At 62.2% G+C, this 7,574-nt stretch carries 6 protein-coding genes and 3 tRNA genes; 3 read left to right on the plus strand and 6 right to left on the minus strand.

What is annotated here, in order from left to right; all coding sequences use genetic code 11:
- The 6 genes from VEJ16_12515 to rlmB form a co-directional block, all read right to left on the minus strand.
- Positions 1 to 354, minus strand: a 354-nt coding sequence (locus VEJ16_12515; GenBank protein HYB10486.1) for an aldehyde dehydrogenase family protein, incomplete at its 3' end; no start/stop codon positions are given.
- 164 nt (positions 355 to 518) lie between these two features.
- The gene (locus tag VEJ16_12520; protein HYB10487.1) at positions 519 to 860 is read right to left on the minus strand and encodes a hypothetical protein; all 342 of its coding nucleotides are present in this window, start codon (positions 858 to 860) and stop codon (positions 519 to 521) included.
- Between the two features lie 3 nt (positions 861 to 863).
- On the minus strand, positions 864 to 4,019 hold the full coding sequence (locus VEJ16_12525; GenBank protein HYB10488.1) for an AsmA family protein: 3,156 nt from the start codon (positions 4,017 to 4,019) through the stop codon (positions 864 to 866).
- Between the two features lie 307 nt (positions 4,020 to 4,326).
- Positions 4,327 to 5,685, minus strand: coding sequence for an FAD-binding oxidoreductase (locus VEJ16_12530; protein HYB10489.1), 1,359 nt, complete (start codon positions 5,683 to 5,685; stop codon positions 4,327 to 4,329).
- 202 nt (positions 5,686 to 5,887) lie between these two features.
- Positions 5,888 to 5,962, minus strand: a tRNA-Thr gene (locus tag VEJ16_12535).
- Between the two features lie 121 nt (positions 5,963 to 6,083).
- On the minus strand, positions 6,084 to 6,890 hold the full coding sequence (gene rlmB / locus VEJ16_12540) for a 23S rRNA (guanosine(2251)-2'-O)-methyltransferase RlmB (GenBank protein ID HYB10490.1): 807 nt from the start codon (positions 6,888 to 6,890) through the stop codon (positions 6,084 to 6,086).
- Between the two features lie 166 nt (positions 6,891 to 7,056).
- Here rlmB and VEJ16_12545 point away from each other — a divergent pair.
- From VEJ16_12545 to VEJ16_12555, 3 genes are all read left to right on the plus strand, one after another.
- Positions 7,057 to 7,142 (plus strand) — tRNA-Tyr (locus VEJ16_12545).
- A gap of 36 nt (positions 7,143 to 7,178) precedes the next feature.
- Positions 7,179 to 7,252 (plus strand) — tRNA-Gly (locus VEJ16_12550).
- Positions 7,253 to 7,435: 183 nt separating this feature from the next.
- Positions 7,436 to 7,574: GTP-binding protein (locus VEJ16_12555; GenBank protein HYB10491.1), on the plus strand; the 139-nt coding region annotated here is incomplete at its 3' end.

A 7,574-nucleotide genomic window follows, 5' to 3' on the forward strand; every position in this document is an offset into this window, starting at 1 on the left:
GCCTTGGCCTTCGGTGACGATCTTACCGACCTCCAGGGAGACGAGCCGGCCGAGCGCGACCTTGTTTGCGCGTAACTCATCGTTGAGAAGACGCACAAGCTCGCCCCGGTTGGGCGGCGGCACCTTCCGCCAGGCAAGGTAGGCATCGTGGGCGCGGCCGATCGCTGCCCCCACGTCATCGGCACTGTGCTCCTTGAGTTCGGCTATGGCTGTCCCGTCGATCGGCGACCGGACCGTAAGCTTGCCGCCACGAAATGCTTCGGCGCTTACGCCGAGTTCACCGAGCAAGTTTTCGACTTCGTCGCGGGTCGAGCGGTGAGCCGAGGGAGCGCGCGTAACGGGAGAGACGGACATGTCGGTAAACTCCATACCCTGGCGAGACACGCCGCAATCGTCAGGTGCCTAGCCTGGTTTTTCGAAATAGCGACGCGTGACTTTAGCGTAACGCATTCGACCTTTCGAGCGCGTTGATTGGGCGCCGATGCCCCGCGCCAGGGGGCGTCTCATCCACACTTGCGCTAAGTCTTGGTCTGGCTGTCGGGTTCGGTTTTTTCGTTCGATTTTGGCGCCGGTGGGCGCTTGCGACGAATAATGATGTCCCCGTTCTCGTCGATCGTCGGCGCTTCGTATTGGGGTATCGTCGAAAGCAGGAGCTGCAGGGCCTTCATCAGATTGTCGATCCCCTCGCGGGTGAGATCTTCAACACCTTTTTGGGGATCGTTGCCTTGTGGGGATTGGGCGCTCGCAGCACTCCACGGCGCGAACAACGCCAGCGCAACGATCGTTGCCCATGCGATTTTCGAAAGAGCGGCAGCTTGCGCTCTGCTCGGTTTCGTTCGTCCGGTGCCGGATGTTGACACCGGCTAGTTCCCAAAAAGGCCCTTGATCACGTTCTGTACGGGGCTGTTTGAGGGTTGCTGGCCACTCGGTTGTGCGGGTTGCCCGCTCGGTTGCGCCGTCGATCCGCCGGTCGAGGACGGCGGCGGAGCCAGTCCCGGAATAGAGTTCAGTATTCCGCCGGTCGCACCGCCCGCGGCGGCACCCGGAACATTCACGCCGAAGCCCTTGGCTGCACCCTGCAGGTTGGCGGGCAAGTTCTTCATCCGCGACGGGTCCTTGGCCATCTCGGTAAAGACGCTTTTCCAATCGACCTGATAGTTCGGATTGTTCCAGGACCCTGTGATCTTGATGGGGATGGGCAAGCCGTCGAGGGATTGGGCGCCACCCTGTCCTTGAAGAGTTCCCACCAACTTGGCCTCGACCGCATAGTCGACAGTCTGCGGCGGCATCGGAACGGTTCCCGCACCCGTAAGCCGGATGACGGGTGCCAGCATCTGCATGTCGCGATTGTCGACGACGCCGTCCTTGATCGTGAAGGTGCCGCTAAGCTCGGCAAAATCCGTTTTCTCGTTGGCAGAATTGGAAAGCCCGAGCGTGCCGGCCTGGCGTAATGTCGCGGCGAGGTTGATGCCATGGATGGCGCCGTCCGTGATCTTGAACTGTCCGGCGCCATTGAGCGTTTCGACCAGCTCCTTCTCGCTTTTCCCGCTTGCCTTGCCGTTGGTCTGGAAGTTCATCGTGCCACTCAGGCGGCTCGTGTCGGCGAACGTCTTCAAAAGTGGCAATGCCTGTACATTGTTGACAGTCGCCTGGTAGTCGAGCTTGGCGGCGGGCCCCGAACCGTCCAGCGTTGCATCGCTCGTGATCGTTCCTTGGGCAAGGGCCAGTTTCTCGACCGTGAGCTTTAACACGCCATCCTTCAATGTGGACTTGATCTGACCCTGGCTGATGCTGAGATCGCGGTATCCGATGCCGGCAAGTTGAACCAACACTTGCCCGTTCGCATTGTGAAGGGCGGAGAGGTCGAGGGGCTCGGTGCTCCAGCCGCTTGGTTGCTGAGCGGATGGTGCTGCCCCTGGAGCGGCTGGTGCCGCCCCCTTCGGCTGAGGTGCCGCACTCTTATTCTCGGGCGGCAGGTAAGCGTTGAGGTCCGCTTGCTGGACGTCTATTTTCGCGTCCAAATTGGCGATCTTCTGCGAACCGTCGAAGCTGGCCTGCGCTGTAGCCTTCAGCGCCTTGCCGGTGATCGTCGCCTCGTTCACGGAGATTTTTGAACCATTCGCAGCGAGAACGGCGTGCGCCTTGAGCGGCCCAGGGTCAGGCTGCTTGGGGTCCAAAGGCTCGCCGAGCCATGAAGCCAGCTTGCCGACGGATGGCACGTCGAGGTCGAAACTGCCGTCGAGCCCGGCCACGGGGCGTTGTTGGACAGCGCCGTCATAGCTGACTTTGATGGGATTCGATGCTAGCGCGAGCTTGGCCGCAAATTTGTCGGCCGACAAAACCTTGCGAAGCGGATCCGAACTCGCATCAAGGTTGACGTGCTCCCCATTGTAGACGAGGTCGGCCTTGATGGTCAGCGGCTTGTCCGCGGCCGGCATGTCGAGGTCGAGCTTGGCGCCGGAAATGCCATGCGCATTGGCGCTCTTCACGCTCACCCCACTCAGGTCGAGCGCCAATTTGCCATGAAGGTTTTCCGCGAGTGCGCGGGGGCTCGCACCCTGCGCTGCCGCGTCGAGCGTTGCCGAAACAGCACCTGCCGCGGCCGTTGAGGCAGCCGCCGCCAACTTATCGATTGTGACGTGGTCGATTTTGAATGACGTATCGGCATCGAGCGCCTTGCCCGACCCGTCGAGCTTGACATGCCCTTTCACGCTGCCGCCGTAAAGTGCGAGCTCGCTCAGATCGGCATTCATCACGCCGCCCTTTGCCGTCACCGCGAGTGCGGTGCGCCCGATCTCGTAACCCATCGCCTTGACACCAGCGATCGCGACCTTGATGTCCGCGTCGATTCCCTTAAGGGCACTGAGATCGAGGGGCTTGTCCGATAAGGCCGCAAACGGATCTTTCGATGTCGCCGCGGCGGGTTGTGCGGCGGCCGGCCGAGGTGCTGCCGTCTGAGCGGCGGTTTTCGGTGCCGGCGGCGGCAAATAGCGATCGACATCGAGCTCGCCGCTCTCGAGATCGACGGCGAGTTTCTTGACGGCACCGCTCGCGTCGAAGCTGCCGCTCGCCTTGGCGTTGAGTGCCGTGCCTTGCAGCGTCGCATCCTTGAGCACTGTTTTGGCGCCGTCGCTCGCGAAGTCGGCATGGAGCTTGAGCGGGCCCGGATCGGGCTGCGATTTTTCAAGCGGGCGGCCTAACCAGTTCGCAAGCTGTCCCACCGAGACAATGGCGAGATCGAACGCACCGTCAAGGCCCGGCGTGGGCTGCTGTTGTGCGCTTCCGTCGTAATTGGCGGTGAGCCATTTGGACGCGACATTCAATTTTGCTTTCGCCTTTTGGCCGTCGAGAAGGCGCTGAGGCGAATCGAGCGCCAATTCGATCTTGACCGGCTCGGCGTTGAGGGTCATCTGCGCGTTGACCGAGAACGGCTTTGCCGGGTCGGACATCGCGGTCGTCACGTTGATGTCCTTGGCGTCGATATTCTGTCCGGTCGTTGCGTCGATGTAGGAAACCTCGCTTCCCTCGAGCTTGAGCTCGCCAAGGCGGACGGTGTAGCCGGGTTCGTTTGCTTCCGCGACGGCAGGGGCCGGTGCAGGCTGCGCAGGCGCTGCCTTCGCGGGGGCGAATACCCAGTTTGGATTTCCGTCCTTGTCGACGGCGAGATGAACCGACGCGTTCTGCACGATCAGACTGACGACGTCGAGTTCTCGCCTGAGGAGCGGCCAGATCGCAATCCTACCGGTCGTGCTGCCGACGCTCACCATATCCTGGGGCGTGGCGCCCGGCGCATTTGCGAAATGAATGCCAGCGATGCTGAAATCGAGATCCGGCCACATCGAAATTTTGACGTCGCCGTCGATGCGCAGATCCCGGCCTGTCGCGTCTTTGACTGCTTGGGCGATCTGCGGTTTGTAAGCGTTCCAGTTTATGACGTTGGGAACGATGAGTGCCGCGGCAACGACCACGACGATGAGTCCGACGACGACAATCGCAAGCCATTTCACAAGCCTTAGCATCTGACGACCTCCGGCAATTCCTCGCGGGCGACTGGGCGCGAATCGAGGCTTCACGAACCGGCGTCTTCACCGCGCACAACACGTGCGGGACACGTCACTCGGCTTCGTTGGCGGCCGAATTTTGGTGCAGGACTTCCCCCGTGGCATCCGACATGCGGCACGCGGGCCTGGCCACCATACTAGCCCAGTTGTGCCCTCGTGCAACGTGCAATGCGTCGCCCGGAATTTGACACGGTTGGGCGCCTCAACGTTTGTCGCGGCGAAAGATCGGGTGACGGCGGCCCCGGCCGAATGAGCCTGAATTACTTCAGGCAGGTGGGATGTTCTGATTGCAATGAAAGAAGTTTTGCGGGTCGTACTTTCGCTTGAGCGCTCTCAGACGATCGAAATTGATCCCATATGCTTCCCGAATCCGAGCGGCCTCCGCTTCGTCAAGGGAATTCACGTAGACCTCGCCCGAGGAAAACGGCAGCGTTGCAGCGAGAAAATCGTCGGCCCAGCATATATTCTCTTCTGCTTGCGCCGGATCGTCCCAGAACGCGAGAATCTCGAAATGATAGGGATTGCGCCGCAAGGCGAATGCCGTGGCCTCCGGCGATACGCGGGCGATGGCGCCGTGACAATGCTCGAGCACGATGACGGAATGCCGCGAAGGTGCTCGCGCGAAGTGCTCGATCAGAACATCGATCAGGGCGTCGTCGATCCGGGCCATGAAATGAGAACGAATGGCGCAGCCTCGTCCTGCCGGCCGTGCGGCGTCCATCGAGGATTGCCATGCGACGAACGGCTGCGGCCGCAGATCGTCGAGGCATGGCGAGCCGAGCCGTCGAAGCAATGCGACCGCCGCCTGCGCATCCTCGACCGGTCCCGCGTGGCAGGCGGCCATACAGAGGACGGGTGCACCTTTCTCGTCGAAGATCAAGCACGGATAAACGGTGAGCGGATCGGGCAACATACTTGCAGTGTCGCGGAATGCCTGCAGGACGGCCTTCGTTGTCCCGAATGGATAAAGCAGCGCCCCGGCCATAACCGTGGGGCCAACGGGATGGAGGGCGAATTCGAATTTGGTGGCGACGCCGAAATTGCCCCCGCCGCCGCGCACTGCCCAGAAGAGGTCGGGATTGTCACTCGAACTTGCCGTCACGATCTCGCCATTCGCAAGGACAAGTTCAACCGACAGGAGACTGTCGACCGTGGCGCCGAAAGCGCCCATCAGCCAGCCATTCCCGCCGCCGAGGGTGAGACCGGCGACACCCACTTCCGAGTCGGTGCCGCACGGTACCGCGAGACCGTAGGCCTGGGTTGCGCGGTCGACCGCACCCCACCTTTCGCCGGCCCCGATCCACGCGCGGCGGGAACCGGGATCGACCCGTATGCCTTTTATATCGGAAAGATCGGCGACGAAGCCGCCATTCGACATTGCCGTACCGGCAACCGCGTGCCCACCGCTACGCACGGCAAATTCCATCGCGTGCTCACGTGCGAAACGCACGCAGGCGACAATATCGGCGACATCGCTACAACGGGCGATGATTGCGGGATATCGGTCGATCCGTCCGTTCCACAAGCGGCGTGAACCGTCGTAGCCCGTATCACGGCGCGTAACGAGTTGGCCGCGGAGTTCGGCACGCAACGAAGCGACGGCGGTTCCGTCCATGTTCGCCATTGCCCGATCGAACGAACAGTCGGTTGAAGGGCGACTTTCTACGACACTCGTGAGAAAACTCAAAGATCGAAGTCTCAATCTGTGGCGCGGGCGACGCAGGCTCCCCTGCAAAAACAACGCGTCCAACGCGAAGGACGAGAACGACGACGTATGTCTCAGGGACGCTCCGGTACCGATGTCTTCGATCCGGACAAGATAATCCTGGTGCCGGGTGAGGGATTCGAACCCCCGACCTTCGGTTTACAAAACCGCTGCACTACCCCTGTGCTAACCCGGCTCGCTGTTCGATCGTCTCTGTGAACGGGCGCTGCCCGTGCCGCCGAGAAAATAGCGCGGCCCTTGCGCATGCGCCAGTGACCTCGGAATTGCCCAGCGCGTCGATGTCCTTGCTTGAGCTGTTACTGGGCCGCGCGGCAAAGCTCGTAAAGGGCTACGGCGGCGGCGTTCGACACATTCAGACTCGCAACTGAACCTTGCGCCATTGGAATCCGCACCATGAGATCGCAATGCTCCCGGGTGAGCCGGCGCATGCCTTGCCCCTCCGCGCCGAGCACGAGTGCGATCCGCCCATCGAGCCGCGCCTCGGCGATTGACGTTGGGGCGGTCGCATCGAGGCCGGCGCACCAGAAGTGCGCGTTCTTGATGTCCTTGAGCGCGCGGGCGAGGTTCGTAACCCGCACCAAGGGCGTGCGCTCGAGAGCACCCGAGGCTGATTTGGCCAGTGCGGCACCGATGCCGGGGGCGTGTCGTTCGGTCAATACGACGGCGAGGGCGCCGAATGCCGAGGCGGAGCGCAAGATCGCACCGACATTGTGAGGATCGGTTACCTGGTCCAGGACGACGAGGATGGCATTCGTGCGGTCCCCCACCGCCCGCAGCACGTCGTCGAGGTCGAGCTCGTCGAGCGGGTCGGCGAGCAGGGCCAGGCCCTGATGCACCGCATCGGGCAGGATGCGGTCTATTTCCGCCCGTGGCATGACTTCGGGGTGGAGCCGCGGCGTGTCCCGCAAAAGGTGGGCTAACCGGCCACCGAGCGCCTGTTCGACCTCGGCCGTCAGGAGGATGCGGTGGCAACGCCGCCGAGGGTTGGCGAGCGCGGCCAGGACGGGGTGCGTGCCGTAAATCCATTGGCCGCCGCCGCTTCCCTCACGCGGACTGTCGCGGAAAATGCCTCGCGCACCCCTGCCAGGCTTGCGTTTGCTCATGGGGCTACCTATTATAGGGTCCGAAGCTGGCCAGCAACGGCCCCTACCAGTCGTTTCCATATGGGAGGCGATGGGTGGGGCGTCTTTCTGTGTTTTAACATTGACATACGAAGGTGAATCCACTTAGTTGCGACTTCCGTCGCCCGGGCCGTGTTGGAGCCCAAGCGGAGGGGTGCCCGAGCGGCTAAAGGGGACGGGCTGTAAACCCGTTGGCGTACGCCTACGTAGGTTCGAATCCTACCCCCTCCACCACTTCCTCGGGAGCGGAATGCCAAGGCCCAAATCGCTGCGGGTGTAGCTCAATGGTAGAGCTCCAGCCTTCCAAGCTGGCGGTGTGGGTTCGATTCCCATCACCCGCTCCAAACCGCGGGCAACCGCGCGGGCCGCAGGGCGGAAGGGAAAAACGGTGGTGGCCGTACCGGTTACCGGGTTCGCGTACCGGGCATAGGCCCGGCTTGGTCTGGTTGGAGTCAACGGCGAGTGCTGGTGCGCCACGGTCTTGAGGTCAGGGCGCCGATGCGCTCCAGGTAAGCGGGAAGAACCAAATGTCGAAGAGCAAATTCGAGCGGACGAAGCCGCATTGCAACGTTGGGACGATTGGGCACGTTGATCATGGGAAGACGACGCTGACGGCGGCGATTACGAAGGTTCTTGCGAAGAGCGGTGGTGCTGAGTTCATGGCGT

Source organism: Alphaproteobacteria bacterium, assembly GCA_035625915.1.
Taxonomy (GTDB): Bacteria; Pseudomonadota; Alphaproteobacteria; order JACZXZ01; family JACZXZ01; genus DATDHA01.